General features: G+C 42.8%; 16 protein-coding genes. 10 read left to right on the plus strand and 6 right to left on the minus strand.

Annotated features, from left to right (window positions below; translation table 11 throughout):
- Nucleotides 1-16: 16 nt before the first annotated feature.
- Nucleotides 17-631 (minus strand): NAD(P)H:quinone oxidoreductase, encoded by a 615-nt coding sequence (gene wrbA / locus OE749_RS04985; RefSeq protein WP_263711255.1) that lies wholly within the window; start codon nucleotides 629-631, stop codon nucleotides 17-19.
- The gene (gene arsC, locus OE749_RS04990; RefSeq protein WP_263711504.1) at nucleotides 631-984 is read right to left on the minus strand and encodes an arsenate reductase (glutaredoxin); all 354 of its coding nucleotides are present in this window, start codon (nucleotides 982-984) and stop codon (nucleotides 631-633) included. Before arsC ends, wrbA begins: the two co-directional genes overlap by 1 nt.
- A gap of 80 nt (nucleotides 985-1,064) precedes the next feature.
- Here arsC and OE749_RS04995 point away from each other — a divergent pair, with 80 nt between their 5' ends.
- Nucleotides 1,065-1,544, plus strand: coding sequence for a TlpA family protein disulfide reductase (locus OE749_RS04995; RefSeq protein ID WP_263711256.1), 480 nt, complete (start codon nucleotides 1,065-1,067; stop codon nucleotides 1,542-1,544).
- Here the strand turns inward: OE749_RS04995 and bepA are convergent.
- A complete protein-coding gene (gene bepA, locus OE749_RS05000) occupies nucleotides 1,530-3,008 on the minus strand; it encodes a beta-barrel assembly-enhancing protease (RefSeq protein ID WP_404828126.1) in 1,479 nt (492 codons plus the stop codon). The genes OE749_RS04995 and bepA overlap by 15 nt on opposite strands.
- Before the next feature lie 330 nt (nucleotides 3,009-3,338).
- Here bepA and OE749_RS05005 point away from each other — a divergent pair, with 330 nt between their 5' ends.
- Complete coding sequence (locus tag OE749_RS05005; RefSeq protein WP_263711257.1) at nucleotides 3,339-4,400, plus strand: AI-2E family transporter; 1,062 nt, start codon at nucleotides 3,339-3,341, stop codon at nucleotides 4,398-4,400.
- A 63-nt stretch (nucleotides 4,401-4,463) separates the two neighbouring features.
- Here the strand turns inward: OE749_RS05005 and bcp are convergent, their stop codons facing one another.
- Together bcp and OE749_RS05015 are read right to left on the minus strand one after the other, a co-directional pair.
- Nucleotides 4,464-4,925 carry a thioredoxin-dependent thiol peroxidase gene (gene bcp, locus OE749_RS05010; RefSeq protein ID WP_263711258.1) on the minus strand — a complete coding sequence of 154 codons (462 nt, stop codon included), beginning with the start codon at nucleotides 4,923-4,925 and terminating at the stop codon, nucleotides 4,464-4,466.
- Between the two features lie 8 nt (nucleotides 4,926-4,933).
- Nucleotides 4,934-5,461, minus strand: coding sequence for a glycine cleavage system protein R (locus OE749_RS05015; RefSeq protein ID WP_263711259.1), 528 nt, complete (start codon nucleotides 5,459-5,461; stop codon nucleotides 4,934-4,936).
- A gap of 297 nt (nucleotides 5,462-5,758) precedes the next feature.
- On the opposite strand from OE749_RS05015, the gene dapA reads away from it, so the two are divergent.
- From dapA to OE749_RS05030, 3 genes are all read left to right on the plus strand, one after another.
- The gene (gene dapA / locus OE749_RS05020) at nucleotides 5,759-6,640 is read left to right on the plus strand and encodes a 4-hydroxy-tetrahydrodipicolinate synthase (RefSeq protein WP_263711260.1); all 882 of its coding nucleotides are present in this window, start codon (nucleotides 5,759-5,761) and stop codon (nucleotides 6,638-6,640) included.
- Between the two features lie 10 nt (nucleotides 6,641-6,650).
- Nucleotides 6,651-7,763 (plus strand): outer membrane protein assembly factor BamC, encoded by a 1,113-nt coding sequence (gene bamC, locus OE749_RS05025; RefSeq protein WP_263711261.1) that lies wholly within the window; start codon nucleotides 6,651-6,653, stop codon nucleotides 7,761-7,763.
- 98 nt (nucleotides 7,764-7,861) lie between these two features.
- Nucleotides 7,862-8,968, plus strand: coding sequence for a phosphoribosylaminoimidazolesuccinocarboxamide synthase (locus tag OE749_RS05030; RefSeq protein ID WP_263711262.1), 1,107 nt, complete (start codon nucleotides 7,862-7,864; stop codon nucleotides 8,966-8,968).
- 70 nt (nucleotides 8,969-9,038) lie between these two features.
- Here OE749_RS05030 and OE749_RS05035 read toward each other — a convergent pair whose 3' ends face one another.
- Entirely contained in the window at nucleotides 9,039-10,184 is a 1,146-nt protein-coding gene (locus tag OE749_RS05035; RefSeq protein ID WP_263711263.1) for an FG-GAP repeat domain-containing protein, read from the minus strand.
- A gap of 252 nt (nucleotides 10,185-10,436) precedes the next feature.
- Between OE749_RS05035 and OE749_RS05040 the strand changes: the two genes are divergently transcribed.
- From OE749_RS05040 to OE749_RS05060, 5 genes are all read left to right on the plus strand, one after another.
- Entirely contained in the window at nucleotides 10,437-12,077 is a 1,641-nt protein-coding gene (locus OE749_RS05040; protein WP_263711264.1) for a hypothetical protein, read from the plus strand.
- 190 nt (nucleotides 12,078-12,267) lie between these two features.
- Nucleotides 12,268-13,281 carry a fibrinogen-like YCDxxxxGGGW domain-containing protein gene (locus OE749_RS05045; RefSeq protein ID WP_263711265.1) on the plus strand — a complete coding sequence of 338 codons (1,014 nt, stop codon included), beginning with the start codon at nucleotides 12,268-12,270 and terminating at the stop codon, nucleotides 13,279-13,281.
- A gap of 158 nt (nucleotides 13,282-13,439) precedes the next feature.
- On the plus strand, nucleotides 13,440-14,456 hold the full coding sequence (locus OE749_RS05050) for a fibrinogen-like YCDxxxxGGGW domain-containing protein (protein WP_263711266.1): 1,017 nt from the start codon (nucleotides 13,440-13,442) through the stop codon (nucleotides 14,454-14,456).
- Between the two features lie 3 nt (nucleotides 14,457-14,459).
- Complete coding sequence (locus OE749_RS05055; protein WP_263711267.1) at nucleotides 14,460-14,822, plus strand: hypothetical protein; 363 nt, start codon at nucleotides 14,460-14,462, stop codon at nucleotides 14,820-14,822.
- Nucleotides 14,816-16,417 carry a cadherin-like domain-containing protein gene (locus OE749_RS05060; protein ID WP_263711268.1) on the plus strand — a complete coding sequence of 534 codons (1,602 nt, stop codon included), beginning with the start codon at nucleotides 14,816-14,818 and terminating at the stop codon, nucleotides 16,415-16,417. The genes OE749_RS05055 and OE749_RS05060 overlap by 7 nt, the downstream gene beginning before the upstream one ends.
- Nucleotides 16,418-16,435: the final 18 nt, after the last annotated feature.

Here is a 16,435-nt window from a genome sequence, read left to right on the forward strand (position 1 = left end):
TGCGCTGTTTTGCGCCCTATTTATCGTTTAATTTGATACTGAGAGCCGCAAGTCGTTCGCCTTGTGCGATAGCCAGTGCGGTTTCTTCAGCGGTTAATGTAGCATCTTCTTTATTGCCAGACACATGACTTACGCCGTAAGGGCTGCCTCCGGATTGCGTAGTGTGTAAAGCGGGCTCAGAGTAGGGTAGACCACACAAAATCATACCGTGGTGCAGCAGTGGGATCATCATTGTCAGTAAAGTAGACTCTTGCCCTCCGTGCATACTGCCAGTTGACGTAAATACACAGGCGGGCTTACCTTCAAGATGCCCTGACAACCATGTGTCTGACGTGCTGTCCCAGAAATATTTCATAGCAGAGGCCATATTGCCAAAACGAGTCGGACTTCCCAACGCAAGTCCTGAGCATGTCATTAAATTATGCTTAGTAACATAGGGATCGCCTGTTTCTGGCACAGATGACTGTGTCGTTGATAGATTATCAGAAACAGGGGGGACGGTACGTATAGTGGCTTGTGCCCCTGTTTTTTCAATTCCCTGTGCAATTTTGTAAGCCAGGTTTTTGGTGCTGCCGTTTCTACTGTAATACAGCACTAACACATTCGCTGACGAGGCCAATGATTCGGTCATTATAGAATATCCAACACGCTCTCTGGAGGACGGCCTATTTTGGCTTTATCGCCATGAATAACGATAGGACGCTCAATCAGTTTGGGGGTATTCGCCATTGCTTCAACTAATTGCTGAGGAAGCAATGCATTGTCCTTCAAATTCTGCGCTTTATATTCGTCTTCTTTTGTGCGCATCATTTCGCGAGGGTCAGAAATGCCTAACTTTTTCATAATGCTGGTGATTTCTTCCACGCCAAGCGGTGTTTTTAAATATTCAACGATAACGGGAGATACCCCTTTTTCTTCAAGAAGCTGCAAAGTTTGACGGCTTTTTGAACAGCGAGGATTGTGCAAAATTTTAATTTCAGACATAGTAATGAGTAATTTCAATGAGTTTCGTTAGTTGTATTCTATCTTCGAGACTCTCTTTACGTAAAGGGCAGGGATCGAGATTGCAAAAAATAGTTATTATTTTCACCGCGTTATTTGCGCTTATTCTTGGTTTTTTTACCTTTCAGAGTATGCGTACTGACTTTAAGACAGTGAGTGGTGAAGCATACAGCTGGTCTTCATTGTCTGATGAATGGGTTATCGTTAACTATTTTGCGGAGTGGTGTGCGCCATGTCTTCGTGAAGTGCCAGAGCTTAACGCATTTTATGCAGATCTTCAGAGAGAAAGCGCAGCAGACGTTGCCTTTTTTGCCGTGAATTTCGATGGCATAACAGGAAACGAACTTAAGACAATCAAGTTGAACTACAATATGCAATTCCCGCTTATAGACGGTGATGTAATACTTCCACAGGCGGTGAACCCTAGAGGGCTACCTGCTACGTTTATATTCCCGCCTAACGGAGGAGATGTGATTACGCTATATGGGGAGCAAACTAAAGAAAAACTGTCTGCCAAACTTGCTGCATTACAAGGCCTTTAGTCGGTCTTGTGCACTGCGAAATTGGTCGATACGTGCTTTGATTCGTTGCTTTTCAAGGTGTCGTTCATTTGCAAAATTGTAAGCGGTATGTAATTCATCAATTGCCCGTTTGTATGCCCCCGCCAAAGCGAACATTTCGGCTTTATGTTGGTGCATCTCTAGGGGCTGCTGATTTTTGCGGTATGCTTCAGTAAGCAATTGGATGGCGAGGTAATGATTGGGCTTTAGCAGTAAAAAATCTTTTAATACTTCAATCGCTGTGTCGTAATGTTTCGCTTCAATGGCGGCATTAGCATAATTTAGTGCGACCACTTGGTTGTTGGGATAACGCTTTTGCATTGTACTTAACATTAACAAGGCTTTGTCATGTTGATGTTGAGCCAGTGCGATATCTGTAGCAGTGTCAACAAAAAATAAGTTGTCAGGGTAGGTCTGGCGCAACTGAGTGATAATAGCATCTGCGGCCTCAATATTATCATTGGCAAGGTAAGATAACGCTAAACCATATTTTGCAGCTTCTTCATACACATAACTTTGCTTGTCAAGCTGCTCTTTGAATAATGCAATATTGGTGTTTGGTGCTGAGAAATACCGAGCTATCACACGTGCTTTCGCCAAGTGAAAATTCATTGAGTCGCTATTGAAATTGCCTCCCATTGTATTTGCACGTGTGCGTGCATCAGCGATACGTGATTCTGGCAACGGGTGCGTTAACAAAAAGGCAAGAGGTTTAGAACGGTTTCGTGTTTGGCTGGCAAGTTTGCCAAAAAAGCTGGCTGCTGCCCGAGGATCATATCCTGCTTGTGCCAATATTTGAATGCCGATTCTATCGGCTTCTTTTTCGTTTGAGCGCGTGTAATTAATAGACGCTTGCGCTGCGGCGGCGTTGCTGGCTTGTATGGCTGCAATGCCCGCTTCTGGACTCGCCATCGCGAGTAATAAGCCGCCAAACATTGAGGCGATTTGCAGCGGCGTTGATTTTTGTCTGGCTTGAATGCTTCTGGCGATATGTCGTTGGGTCACGTGGCTTACTTCGTGAGCCAAAACTGATGCAAGCTCACTTTCATTGTCTGCATGAAAGATGAGTCCGGTATGGATACCAATATGACCACCGAAAAAAGCGAAAGCGTTAATATCTTTATTGTTTAACAGGAAAAAGGTAAAGGGAAATTTAACATTTTGTGCTTGAGCGACGAGGCGATTGCCAATGTCTTGTAAATATTCATCAAGTAATGGGTCACTAATGACGGGGGCTTGCGCACGCATTTGGCGCATGAGGATATCCCCAATTTCCATTTCCTTGTCTATGCTGATAGCGTCGGCGGCTACCACGCCAATTTCAGGTAATTTGTTTTTAGAGCTTTGTCCAACGCCCGAGATGGATTGCGCACTACTATACAATGCTACGGCTGCCAATGCAGACGTTAGAGCAAGGGAAATGGTCTTAAAAAATACTCTAATCAACGATAATTCCTACTGTCTTCGTGCCTGTCGAGCTTACATCCGTCTCAACGCTTTACTATAAACCCTTGCATAGTACTTTGAAACAGGTGTATCTACTTTAGATGTGCGTGTTATGATAAAAATCAAGGTCTACTAATAGGTTATGTCTCCGTTATCTGACACCTAAATTTGACTTAGCGTTTTTGTTGCAACACATATTCTTAACATGAATAAGAAATATTTGTGACCGCAACTTTTGTAATTAGTTCTTTCCAAATGGAATCGCATTGTCGATAATTCCGAATCTCGGAAATAGCTAATCCTTGTGAGATAAACCAATAAGGAATATGCATGATTGGTGTCGTAGGGCGCTGGTATAAGCGAAAATTCTCAGATCCAGATTCAGTAACACTTCTTTTTTTGCTGGTATTCACATTTTTAGTTTTGGCCCTTTGGGGCGATATTTTAATGCCCGTGCTTGTCGCGTTTGTTATCGCTTATTTATTGGAGTGGCCGGTGAATAAACTGTGCCAATTGGGTGCATCAAGAACACTGTCTGTCATCGGTGTATTGGTAACCTTTATTGGTGTTTCGATATTTACCTTTGTTGGGTTAGTCCCTGTGGTTACCCAACAAAGCGCAAACTTACTCAAAGAGCTACCGCAGATATGGGATCAGGGAATGTCATGGCTACTCACCTTGCCAGACACCTATCCTGGCCTGGTGCGTGTTGGCCACATTCAACAGATGCTGGAAGAGTTTGATCAGACCGTCGCAGCATTTGGTGAGCAACTTATCACTGCATCTGTGAGCTCAATTGTGGATATTGCGGCCCTACTGATCTACCTCATTCTTGTGCCGTTAATGGTCTTTTTTATGTTAAAAGACAGAAAAGAACTGATCACAAACGTGTCTCGTCTATTGCCAAAAGAACGGAGATTAATAAACCAAGTCGGTTCTGAAATGAATGCGCAAATTGCGAACTATATTCGCGGAAAAGTGATTGAAATCATCATTGTAGGCGGAGTGTCTGCGATTACGTTTGCGTTTATGGATTTACGTTATGCTGTTTTACTTGGCGTGCTAGTTGGTTTTTCTGTGTTGATTCCCTACATTGGCGCGGCGGTAGTGACTATTCCTGTTGCTATTGTAGCTTTGTTTCAGTGGGGCATTTCGCCTGAATTTTGGTATTTGATGATTGCCTATGGCGTAATACAGGCATTAGACGGTAACTTGTTAGTACCGTTATTATTTTCCGAAGCGGTAAGCCTGCATCCAGTCTATATTATTGTCGCGGTGCTATTTTTTGGCGGATTGTGGGGGTTTTGGGGGGTGTTTTTCGCTATCCCGTTAGCAACGCTGGTGAAAGCTGTCTTTAATGCGTGGTCTAGTGAACCTCAATTGTCTCAGTAATGAGTAAAGAGAAGTTGCTGCTCAGTTGTTTCACGCAACGTCAGCAACTTCTGTTAGATTATTTTAATTAAAGTAATCTAACACGACATTGTGGTGTTCTTTGGTTTTGAACTTATCGAAGACATGTTCGACCATGCCATTCTCATCAATTAAAAATGTAATGCGGTGAATACCGTCAAATTCTCTACCCATAAACTTTTTGGGGCCCCACACGCCAAATTGATCTGCTACGGCATGGTCTTCGTCAGAAAGCAGGGCAAAGTTGAGGGATTCTTTTTCGATGAATTTAGGTAAACGTTTTACCGGGTCGGGACTAATACCCAGCACGACAACATTGTGCTTTTCCAACTCTTGCTGACTGTCGCGTAAGCCTTGAGCTTGAACAGTGCATCCAGGTGTCATGGCTTTAGGGTAAAAGTAAGCCAGTACTTTTTTACCGCTAAAATCTGCCAATGAGGTTGTGTCACCGTTTTCATTGGGCAGTGAAAATGCGGGCGCTTTGTCGCCTGCTTGTAATCTTTTCATAATGTCCTCTAATATTTCTCTGAAATCTGCCCTTGCAGCCCTAACGCATCAAGCAGGGTTTGAAAGGCCAGATTTACGTCCGTTAGTTCGATTCCGTCAGGTACGCTAGCTACCATTTTGCATTGCATCATTTCTTGTTGCGTCTCTTTGTTTGTGTACGTTTTTTGACGAAACGCATTCACAGCAATATCGAACTGAGCAAGAAATGAGGTAACCTTTTGCATAACTCCTACGGTGTCAACACCAGAAAGCTTTATGTCCACCATATGTTTAAGATTTTGCTTACTGTGTTTCTGAGTACGTTTCATCATAGACAAAAGATCTAACTGCTGGCATACCATGGGTAGCTTTAGCTCTGCTTTTGTAATGGAAGATTGCGTGCCCTCTAATATCATGGTAAGAGAGAAATCCTGCCCGTAAATCGCTTGTCTACTGTCAAGGATATTGCACCCTGCTTCGCTTACAGCAGAGGCTAAGGCACTTAATATTCCGACACGATCTGAGCCGAGAATGGTAACAATTAACTGATGCTTCATGTTTCTGACGTGTGTTAGACGCTAAATAAAAGTGCCGTAGTCTATCACAGTTTATTAATATTTTACGAATGGTTAGATCATCGCCTTTAGAACCACATAACCCCTTATTTTTGCACATCTTTATATTTAGTGTGACATGACACTAGTCGTTGTAGCGCCTTAAAAGTGTACGAAAAATAGACGCATAAATAGAGGAATGATTCTAAATTACCGTTTAGCCCTATTTTACGCGAATAATCCCTTGTTTTTACGCATAGGTGTCATTACCATAAGTCGCTCATTTTAACGGGAGACAGCATGTTCAAGGGCAGTTATGTAGCGCTAATTACACCAATGGACGACCTTGGTAAAGTAGACTATACCGCTTTGCAAAAGCTGGTCGAGTTTCATGTTGAAAATGGCACCCATGGTATCGTTTCAGTAGGTACAACGGGCGAATCTGCTACGTTACCCTTCGAAGAACACATCAATGTGGTGAAAAAAACGGTTCAATTTGCGCAAGGCAACATCCCGATAATCGCGGGAAGCGGTGCAAATTCTACCGAGGAAGCAATATTTCTAAGTAACAAGTTAGCGAATACCGGTATTGCTGGCTTTTTAAGTGTTGTGCCTTACTACAATAAGCCACAACAGCGTGGCATGGTTGCTCACTTTTCGGCTATTGCCGATGCAGCAGACCTGCCAGTACTGCTTTACAATGTGCCCGGAAGAACGGTTGCAGATATGTTACCCGAAACCGTTGCAGAGCTGGCAGAGCATAAAAATATTGTCGGACTTAAAGATGCAACCGGAGATATGTCTCGCTACAAGGAAACGAAAGCATTAGTACCAGATGATTTCGTATTACTTAGCGGAGATGACGCTACAGGCGCAGAATTTTTAACGTTGGGTGGCGATGGTGTTATTTCGGTAACAGCAAATATCGTCCCCAAAGCAATGTCTGATATGTGTGAAGCAGCATTAGACAAACGTTTTGATGATGTGATGGATATCAATGGTCGCATCAAGCAATTACATACAACCTTATTTTTGGAATCAAACCCTGTTATGCCTAAGTGGGCATTATTTAAAATGGGCATGATACCCTGTGCAAATTTGCGTTTACCTCTGGTCACTCCGGAACTCCAAAGTCAAAACGCACTCGAACAAGTCATGCGCGAAATAGGCGTTATATCATAGAGGAGAAAGCATGACTCGGATTTCAGCGATAGTTGCTGGTATAGGACTAACGTGTATAACGGCCTGTACTAGTTTACATGAACGACAAACAGCAAATGGTGATTTTGAATATCTTGAAAAATCACGTTTAAGCTCATTTAAAGTACCCGAAGAATTAGATCAACCTGATTATTCAGGCGATTATGATTTACCCAGTGTTGGCGCGAATGCACCCTCTGATTTGCTTGGTGACAACATCACGGTGGTGTCTCCAGCATTGGTGTTACCGTTGGTGTCTGGCTCTCATATTGAAGAAGGAAAAAAAGAAGCGACGGTCTGGTTTGATCAAATTGACGACAGCAAACCACTTGATGAAACAATATGGAACTCTTTACTTAGCTTTTTGGAAGAGCAGGGTATTGGCGTATCGTCTTTTGATAAAGATAATCAAACCTTAATTACCGATTGGCTTATTATCGAAGAGAGTGAAAGTAACGGGTGGTTTGATTGGACATCAACTGAAAGAAGTATCGGCAAGCGATTTGAATTTACGCTAACACTAAAGCCTCATGGGCGCACAGCAGCCTTAAAAGTGAACATGAAAGATTACATGGAGACGGTAGGGGAAGACGTAATTGCTGAATTAGACGCAGAATCTGAACGTCGCAATGAAGTGAATGTACTTAACCGCGTCATTAGCCACTATCAACATCAAATTCGTGTTGCTGATATGAAGCGTATTCGAGAAATTCGTCGTGGTTTGCCGATGGAGCTGGGCTTCAATCAAAATGGTGACTCCGCCTACGTAGTAAATGGAAAATATGAGGTTGTTTGGCCAAGATTGTTGCTTGTTTTACGTAAACTAGGTTTCAATGTAAAAGATTTAGACCAATCCAATGGGCTGCTATTTGTGTCGTATGGTAATAGTGAGAGCAGTTGGTGGTCTTCTCTATTTTCCAGTGATGATGAGAAGTTTAATCTAGAAAAAGATGAATACCGAATGCAGGTGTCTTCACTTAGTGAGGATAGAACAGCCATCACATTGATGGACAACGAAAGTGTCCCATTTGATGCTGCTAAAATCACAGAATTATATGCAGCATTTGCCAAAACAATGGCAGACGACGATTTAGATATTCGTTAATGATGTTAATAAAGGCCGCATTGCGGCCTTTATTTTTTTTAGAAACAGATAATTAGTTTATGTGCATCTCGGCACAATTTCATGAGGACCAATATACCATGGCACACGCAGATCAAGTGCTTGCAGTCAATGATGACCTGCCTATTAGAACCCGTAAACCGGTACATAGCGGAAAAGTGCGTTCCGTTTATTGGCTCACTGAAGAAGATAGCGCTAGATTGATTCGAGAACGTGGTTATGATGTGCCAGATAATACACCGCTGGCAATTATGGTGATTAGCGACCGAATTTCTGCGTTTGATTGCATATGGACAGGTGAAGATGGATTAAACGGTGTACCTGGTAAAGGTGCAGCGTTAAATGCAATTTCAAACCATTGGTTTTCATTATTCAAAGAAAAAGGTTTGGCTGACAGCCATATTTTGGACGTTCCTCATCCTTTGGTATGGATTGTGCGTTCGGCACAGCCCGTGAAAATAGAAGCGATTTGTCGTCAATATATTACGGGGTCGATGTGGCGGGCTTATGAAAAAGGCGAGCGTGTTTTTTGTGGGGTGGAGCTGCCCGAAGGGCTTGCAAAAGATAGTAAATTACCTTCATTGCTGATGACGCCGTCTACAAAAGGAATCCTGCGCGGTATTCCAGGTGTGCCAGAAGCTGACGACGTGAATATTTCAAGAAATGATATTGTTGCAAATTATGGCGCGTTCAACTTTAACTCAGTAGATGACGTGTCGTTATATGAATCTTTGCTACAGAACGGTTTCAACGTAATCAGTGATGCGCTGGCATCTTGCGGACAAATTTTTGTTGATACAAAGTTTGAATTTGGCTACGTACATGACCGTGAAGGAAACAAAAAGCTTATTTATATGGATGAAGTAGGCACGCCAGACTCTTCACGCATTTGGGATGCTGCAGCGTATAAAGAAGGCAAGGTAGTTGAGAACTCTAAAGAGGGGTTTAGGCAGTTGTTACTAAACCATTTCCCCGATCCTGATATTTTACTTAATAAAGACAGAATGGACGAAAGAACGCAGTTGGCAAAGAATAATCCGTTGCCTATTGATGTGCTTATGCAGGTATCTGATGTGTATACCTCAATTGCCGAAACAATCACGGGCCATAAAATAGCTATCAGTGATAATCCGAGGCAAGAAATTATTCATGTTTTGAAAGATCAATACGGACTGATCAATGAGTAAAGCGTAATAGCGTTTGTGGTAACGAACAGTGTAAGGCTGACTATCGCATTTGATTGACAGTTAGCCTGCGCTATTCATGGCCATTATTTTTCTCGCTCACATAGACAGCAGCGAGGTTGCTGCTTCCGTCTGCTATTATCATGTCACTCTTTCCGTCTCTATTCAGATCAGAAAGTGCGACAGCCCAAGGCTTGGCGATGTCTTCGAGTGTAAATGTAGCGGTAAGAAAAGCACTGTCATCTCCCAAAATAATCAATATCTCACCTGACCAATTACTGATGAGTGCATCATCTATTTTATCGCCATTAATATCGCCAATTGCGACTTGCTTTGCGCCTGAATAAAATGGAATAGTGGTTTTTGACTTGACGTTGAATTGACCTTGTCCGTTTCCAGAATATACCGTAACGGTATTGCCATTTGTAAGAACAATTAAATCTAGATGGGTGTCTGCGTTGAGATCGGCTAACTCAACAGTGAACGGTGAATCCGCATGCGTTAATGTGTCTAAAGAAAAGGTCATATTACTCTGATGCAAGCTCAGTGCGATGCCAATGTCACGCTGATTGGGGGTAACGAGATCCAACGCACCATCTTTGTTTATGTCGTTAATTGCGAATCCTCTGTATGGATCGCCTCCCATGGCAATAATGTGTTTCTCATTGCTAAATGTTCCGTTCGCTAATCCTTTAAGTATCATCAATCCGAGATTATCGCGGCTATCAATAATTAATTCTGGTTTATTGTCGCCATCAAGATCACGCAGTTTAACTGCATGGGGATGAGGGGTTGCGCCAATATTCAATGGAGATTGGGGGGTTGGTGAGAAATTTCCATTTCCGTCACCATTAAGCAAGGTAATATAAGACGTTTCATGGTTGGCGATAGCAATGTCATCATTGCCGTCATTGGTAAAGTCATATACTGCGATATCTGTTGGATTTGTTCCCGCAGAAAAGATGCCGTGTAATGTCATTTTTCCTTGCTTATTTCCGAGAAAAACGCTGGCTTTTCCATTCTCATAAGAAGTAAAAATAGCATCTGCGTTGCCATCTGAATTTATGTCAGAAATAGACACCGAAGGTTGGCCTTTGCCGACGTCAAGTAAGGTCTTCGTATAATGCGTGTTCGCTACTTTAATGGGGTTATTAGCTTGGGATGTAAAACCGATTAAGGTTGTTAGGAGTATAAATACATAACCAGCACGGGTGATCATCTTACTAACCTAAATAGTGTTGCAATTAATAACTCACCTTAGCAGTGGCGCGCCTTGTTTACCATTGTTAAAGACGGTGCTGTGGTCATGTACAGTATGCAGGCCACGTTATGCAGGCCACCTCATGCAGGCCACCTCTATAGTGATGAAGTCGTTGGCATTTTCTTTCTTAATTAAGATTGATAAACTCATCAAGATGATTTCAATGAACTGGCTTTGAACGCCGCAGCATGTAAAAAGATAGTATTACGTATGATGAAATGTTGGCAAATACTCGGTATTGAACCCACACACGACTTAGATCAAATTACGCACGCGTATGAAAATAAAATAGCATTACTGAGCAAAACCGACAATTCAGGTGACATTGAACTGATTGGTCAAGCCTACAATCAAGCGATTGAACTTGCCCAACAGGATGCGATGATGAAAAGGGAGCTTGCCATCGAAAACGAGCCAGACAAAGAACAGGCCGAAGAAAATACATCTTCCATTGTTGCTAGATTTATAGCGCTACTGAATAAACCCGATGAGCGCAATGAAATTGCGAACTGGCAGCACCTTACTCACGCGTCTGAATTAAACGACCCCACTGTTCGTCATAAAGTCAATGATGCTATCCTTCCTACGCTGCTTGAAATTGAGGTTGGCGAGTCTAGCGAGCAAGCGCATAGTCGGCTTCCACAACCTATTCTAGCGCTGATTGCTAACCGATTTAACTGGTTACAACGGCGCTCAGACATGTACCAGATATTTAACCCTGCGCAATTAGACGTGCTATTTGTTCACACTTTTGGTAACAAAGCGGCCGTATTTGAAGAGTCAGAAAAAGCATCCTCAAGTGCGTGGCTGTGGCGGATTGTTAAACTGGTTGTTATTTGGTTTATTGTTATCAGGCTAATGATGTTTGGCTTTGACTATGTTGTCGGTAACGACAGGGAGACCACGCACGTAGACGCTACGCCTCCGTCACCCCTGTTAGTCTGCAATAAAATCACTAAGCCTGATGAATCTGATGAATTTGCGCAATGTAAGACCTTTGCTGAAGAAGGGCATTTAGCCGCGCAAATGCGATTAGCATGGCTGTATTCACAAAGTGATGCTGAAGACAGTTGGCAAAAGACGTTTGATTGGGCCGTAAAAGCCTCTAACCGAAATCAAGAAGCAGCCCTTCTGACAGGCATTTTATTGTACAAGTTAGGTGATAGCGAAAACGATATAGAAAATGGCAAGGCGCGCATAAATGCAATGATGGAGAAGGGCTTCAAGCCTGCTGACGCCTATTTGGCCTCTTTGTATCTAACGAATGATATTGCAGATCTTGAGACCATGACAGTGAAAGAGGCGTTGACGTCAAGCCACCGTGTTGATCCTGATATTGTTCCTTTTGATTTATTGGTCAGTATGTATGCCAGTGGAATTACCGTTAAAGCGGATCGTAAAAAAGCGGTTAACGTGATGGAGCAACTGGCCAATCGGTATTTTCCTCAAGGCACGAACGCAGTTGCTTGGTTTTTAGCCACACTGGAAAATAATACGCTGACTGGGCCAGAGTTTGCTTTGGAATTGGCGCAAAGAGTGATTGATCATCCTCAATACGAAAATAGTTATGCCTATATAGATACGGCAGCTGCGGCGATGGCGGCGGCTGGCCAATTTGAAAAGGCGATTGAAACACAGCAAAAAGCCAATGCAATATTGGCACAACAAGTGGCACAGGACGCGTCGCTTAATTGGATGTTAGAGGAGTTTGAGTCGCGCCTGTCACTTTATCAAAATCAGCAAGCGTACACTGAGTACCAAATACTTACGTCTAAACAAGCGCTCGGCGAAGCCGTATCAGAGAATATTGAAGAGCTATTGCTTGAAACATTGCAATTTGCAGTGCGTTAACAATTAACATGAGTGCATGTGAACGATAGAAATGAGTCTGTAGCTAGCGATAACAATGGTTGCCTCGGCTTGCACTATTCACGCTGATTGCATACACTGCGCGCGCAGTAAGCCTGTGTAGGCTTTTTAATCCTGTTTAAGCATTTCTCCAACTAAATTTTGTCTGACGGAAGTAGATAGTGATATGTCAATGAGTTTAAGGAAAGCATGCGTTGGCATCTGTTTCAGCGCCCTGTGTACGCCATTTTTTACCTTAGCTGGGTCTGCGACGGGCACGGTTGAACGATTACGAATTCAAGATAATGTTGCCGTATTTAGCGTGAGTGCCAGCGCGCCAGTGTCACGCCCAGCCTGTGCAACAACCGATAACTATACCGTGAATCTACAAACCGGAGAGGGGAAAGCCAACTACGCCCTGATTATGTCTGCGTTATCATCGCGTTTACAGGTTCAAGTTGATGGGGCGCGTGATTGTGCTGATAGGGGTGATACCGAGCGTGCAGCAATGATTTCTATTTTGGGTAGTGATGCAGCCCTGTCATTACCTACGTATTATACGTCGTGTAAAGCTATCAAAGCAGATAAGCCTAACTCGCCTGATGGCGTGTATTTAATTGATATTGATTTGGTCGGCCCGTCTAAACCATTTAACGTGTACTGTGATATGACCCGAGATGGCGGGGGTTGGACATTGGTAATGCGCGCAAAGCAGGGTGATGTTGATGGATGGGATACAACCAACTTTCTTCATTTCGAAAGAGCAATCAACCCTTATGGCGGTTCGTTTAAGTTTTCTGATGCGTTGATAAATGCGCTTACCACCTTCGGTATTATGGTGAGGCCTGATGCGGATATCTGGGAGTATCCACTTTTTTTCGGAGGGCCTTATGATCATATGTCTACCCGGTATCGCTCTGGGGCAGAATTGATTAATGGTGAAAGAAGAGGGGTCAGTAGCACTCAGCATTTCTATAGAGATGATCGTGACATCGTTATGCGCAATGCTTTACGTGGCGCTTACCTTTATCAAGGGGAGCATAAAATATTGGTTGCAACCAATGTTCACCCAGACTTTGGTGCAAGTTGGTACGTGGGATCGCCAGAACAGTATGATTATAGTTATGGCTCAGGGCAATCAAGTGTGCCAAACTTAGACCAAGGTACGCAAAAGCACGAAGCATCCTTCACCATGTGGGTGCGCTAATGGACTCGATTGCTTTCTGTACTTGAACCCATTATCTGATTTATATAGAATCCCGCCCAATTTTATATGCGCTAAAGCACTTTTACTATCAAGGTGCGTTAGCGCATTAGTTCGGTCTTTTTACATCTAAATTTAAGTAGTAGAGAATCATAATGTCAATGAGTCGAAGGAATGCGTGTGTTGGCATGCTATGTGGTGCATTATTCACGTCAGTATCAGCGTTAGCTGCATCGACAACAGGAACGGTAGAGCAATTAACCGTACAAGACAATGTTGCGGTATTTAATCTTAATACACAATCTCAAATAGCCGGTCCTGCGTGTGCATCGACGCGCGATTATACGGTCAATTTACAAACGGGTGATGGCCGAGCCTATTATGCCTTGATAATGTCGGCGTTATCCTCACGCTTGCACGTGCGCGTAGAAGGCGCAAACGATTGCGCAGATATTAGCGATACTGAGCGTGCAGCGAAAATTTCGATTTTAGGCAATAACGTAGACGTGAGCTTACCTACCTACTATACCTCGTGCCAAGCAATAAAGCGTGCTAAGCCCTCAGCGCCAGACGGCGTGTATTTGCTTGATATTGATTTAATTGGCCCGTCAAAACCGTTTAAAGCCTATTGCGATATGACCCGCGATGGCGGTGGCTGGACATTGGTGATGCGCGCTAAGCAAGGGGATGTTGAAGGGTGGAAGACTAATAAGTTTCTGAATTTTGAACGGGCCACCAATCCTTCAGGTGGAACATTTAAATTCTCTGATGACGTAATGAATTCGTTATTTAGCGAATGGTATGTGGTTCGGCCTGATAGCGATGTGTGGCCTCACCCATTGTATTTTAAGTCCAGCTATCAGCATAATGCTACTAATCCTAAAGCTGCCCGCTCTAGTACTAATCTCGTGTTGCATTCACCGATGCTGAGCAAAATCCACACTTACAAAAATGAGAGGGGGAGCCTCAGTACAACTGCTTTACGTGGTTTTTATTATTATCAAGGCGACCATAAGATTTGGCTCGCCACGAATGTAGATTCAAACTTTGGCGCTAGCTGGTATGTAGGTTCACCAGAACCCTACAATTATAGCTATGGCTCTGGTCAATCAAACCTCCCTAATTTAGATCAAGGTACACAGAAACATGACTCTTCATTTACCATGTGGGTGCGATAGGCCGTGCGTATAAACCTAATCTTTGCTGTGCTCGTATGCTGGCTTCTGCTGGGTATTACCAACGTGTATGCCAACTCTTCACCGTTGAAAGCGTTATATATTCAAGACGGTATCGTTTTTTTTACCCTTCAAGAAGAAAAAGAGAATCAGTTGCCAGAGTGTGTTCAGGAGGATGTATCACAATTTTGGACTTTTTCGCTTGAATCTGCAGGTGGTAAAGCCCAGTACAGCTCTTTGATAATTGCGTTGCAAAACGGCTATTCAGCCACAATAGTGTCGGCAAATGACTGTGCACTAGCGCCTGGTTATGAACGTCTGAACCGCGTTGAAATACACTATCAATATTCGCAGGTGACTCAGTGGTAAGCTTGAGCAACACCTCAAAGTTAGTTTGTGGGATTTTCAGATCAATAAGTCTCTGTTTAATTGCGTTTATTTCTGGCGAACTTTATGCGGGGCAACCTAATGCTTGGCTAACGTATTTCGTCAATCTTGATATTGATGAGAACAACAAACCTCCGGTATTAGTCGATGAGAGATTTACTATTTTGGAAGACGAAACTCTGTCAGACATCAATGTTTTAGAAAATGACAGTGACCCCGACAATGATGCGCTTCGTATCGTGGCTGCTTATGCGAATGAATTTGGACAGGTTTCAATAAATACTAACCAAACACTAACCTTTACACCAGCAACAGATTTTTACGGTGAAGCAATTATTACTTATCATGTCTCTGATGGCGTAGGTCATGTTAAAAACGCCTACGCTAGGGTTACAGTGGAGCCTATCAATGATATACCTGAAGTTAACTTTGAGTATGAACAGCTTTACTCAGGAGGCCCTGAAAACGCAATTTCTTTAACTGTATTTGATGCTGAAAGCGATGCTACTCAGATTTATGATTTAGCCGTATCTGAAGGGTCAGTGAGTATGATGTCAAATTCTTTAACGTACTTCGCGCCAGAGGATTTTGCTGGCGATGTAGTATTGTCGTTTTGGATAACTGATGGTATCAATCCGCCGCAATTTATCGAAAGGCTTTTATCTATTCTTGAACATCCAGCACCTAAAATAATTGGGCAACAGCCAATTCGTTTCGATGAAGACGAATGGATAGAGCTGACTCCATCCATGTTTACTATTAAAGACCCTGACTCGAGTCAATTTTATTTTAAACTTGATGACGGATTAGGTACGCTGTCTGAAACGCTACGAGTCAAGCCTTACAAAGATGCTCATGGTGAGAGGGTTATATCTGTCGTTTTATCAGACGGTGAATATGAATCAGCGCCGTTTGATGCAAAAATTACTGTTAACTCAATCAATGATGCTCCAAGAGATCTTGCTCACATAAGGCTAGAAGTCGTTGAAGGAAGTCAATATCGGTTTAATTTTCAAGCCTTATACTTTGATCCTGAAGCGCATCAATCACTCGAATTATTTCAGTCATTTAAATACGATATTTCTAAGAATCGGCAATTTCCTACGGATGATCCAGAAAGAACAAGACATGGGACGTTGAAACCTCTGTCAAGAACATTAAAAAACGGTATTGTTTATCATTGGTATCTATACACGCCTGATCCAGGCTTTGTTGGATTAGATGTGTTTTTCTTTACTGTTGCTGACAATGAGGGCAAGCGTTCAACAGAGATTGGTGAAGTCGTATTGGCAGTCGAATCTAACCGCCCTCCTAGTTGGGAAAAATCAGTAGTGAGTATTGGTGAGCCAACATTTTTAAACGATGTGAACTCTTTGGCGACTTATTGTCATGCTGAGGGGTATCCTGAGTTTTCGATAGATTTAACATTAAATATGGTAAGGTTTTTCTCGCCCACACCCCAAGGAAAGCCCCTTAAAAAATGGGTTTGTAAGAATTGGATAGGGCAAGTTGTGCAACAATTTGAATCGCCACTTCTTGTTGAAAAAATACCTGGCCCACGTTTGAGGTATCAGTAACTAGCCTTGCTTTCTTTT

This window comes from Fluctibacter corallii (genome assembly GCF_025751585.1).
GTDB lineage: Bacteria > Pseudomonadota > Gammaproteobacteria > Enterobacterales > Alteromonadaceae > Fluctibacter_A > Fluctibacter_A corallii.

What these genes read in the sequence shown, in the direction of transcription:
- wrbA (WP_263711255.1), bottom strand. Translation starts at nt 631, where the DNA reads ATGACCGAATCATTGGCCTCGTCAGCGAATGTGTTAGTGCTGTATTAC.
- arsC (WP_263711504.1), bottom strand. Translation starts at nt 984, where the DNA reads ATGTCTGAAATTAAAATTTTGCACAATCCTCGCTGTTCAAAAAGCCGT.
- OE749_RS05005 (WP_263711257.1), top strand. Translation starts at nt 3,339, where the DNA reads ATGATTGGTGTCGTAGGGCGCTGGTATAAGCGAAAATTCTCAGATCCA.
- bcp (WP_263711258.1), bottom strand. Translation starts at nt 4,925, where the DNA reads ATGAAAAGATTACAAGCAGGCGACAAAGCGCCCGCATTTTCACTGCCC.
- OE749_RS05015 (WP_263711259.1), bottom strand. Translation starts at nt 5,461, where the DNA reads ATGAAGCATCAGTTAATTGTTACCATTCTCGGCTCAGATCGTGTCGGA.
- dapA (WP_263711260.1), top strand. Translation starts at nt 5,759, where the DNA reads ATGTTCAAGGGCAGTTATGTAGCGCTAATTACACCAATGGACGACCTT.
- bamC (WP_263711261.1), top strand. Translation starts at nt 6,651, where the DNA reads ATGACTCGGATTTCAGCGATAGTTGCTGGTATAGGACTAACGTGTATA.
- OE749_RS05030 (WP_263711262.1), top strand. Translation starts at nt 7,862, where the DNA reads ATGGCACACGCAGATCAAGTGCTTGCAGTCAATGATGACCTGCCTATT.
- OE749_RS05035 (WP_263711263.1), bottom strand. Translation starts at nt 10,184, where the DNA reads ATGATCACCCGTGCTGGTTATGTATTTATACTCCTAACAACCTTAATC.
- OE749_RS05040 (WP_263711264.1), top strand. Translation starts at nt 10,437, where the DNA reads ATGATGAAATGTTGGCAAATACTCGGTATTGAACCCACACACGACTTA.
- OE749_RS05045 (WP_263711265.1), top strand. Translation starts at nt 12,268, where the DNA reads ATGAGTTTAAGGAAAGCATGCGTTGGCATCTGTTTCAGCGCCCTGTGT.
- OE749_RS05050 (WP_263711266.1), top strand. Translation starts at nt 13,440, where the DNA reads ATGAGTCGAAGGAATGCGTGTGTTGGCATGCTATGTGGTGCATTATTC.